The sequence below is a fragment of the Erythrobacter sp. HI0063 genome, assembly GCF_001635685.1.
In the GTDB taxonomy this organism is placed as follows: Bacteria; Pseudomonadota; Alphaproteobacteria; order Sphingomonadales; family Sphingomonadaceae; genus Qipengyuania.
This window is the reverse complement of record NZ_LWFF01000147.1, coordinates 1-464: the sequence shown is the minus strand read 5'-3', so window position 1 is coordinate 464 and position 464 is coordinate 1. Positions and strand designations below refer to the sequence as shown.

Here is a 464-nt window from a genome sequence, read left to right as displayed (position 1 = left end):
GGCCCAATAATCCGGCGTCTGGACTTCAAGGATCAAGTCCATTTGCGCTGAAACCATCGGAACATTCCCGAGCTCTTCGAGCTTGGAGGCTAGCGCGATCACCTTCTCCTGGCACTGCGTGAACGACGCATCATTTTGAAGAAGAGCAAGCTGCCCCTTCAGGATGATATAGTCGAATTGCTTCGCGGCAATGTCAGTATCTTCACGGGCCGAAGGCAGCCCAGCGATCTCGCCGATTAGCACCTCGCGCTCATTCGAGCCGATGTCGTTCCATGCTTCGCGCTTCTGGAATTCCTCGACCTCCTTGCGCTTGGCGCGGACAAGGAAGTTGTCGAGGTTCATGGCAGCAACCTCGTCGAAAAGGTAGTCGCGCGTGTCCTTGTCTAGCTGCGCCAGACCGTGACCGCGTTCCTCATCGGACAAGCCTGCCAGTTGCATGGCGAGCTCTACGCGCGTGGTGAAAA

General features: G+C 56.7%; 1 pseudogene. It reads right to left on the bottom strand.

The annotated features are described in order from the left end of the window. Positions 1 to 438, bottom strand: a pseudogene (locus tag A3736_RS05695) (hypothetical protein); the annotation flags it as partial. Positions 439 to 464 lie beyond the last annotated feature (26 nt).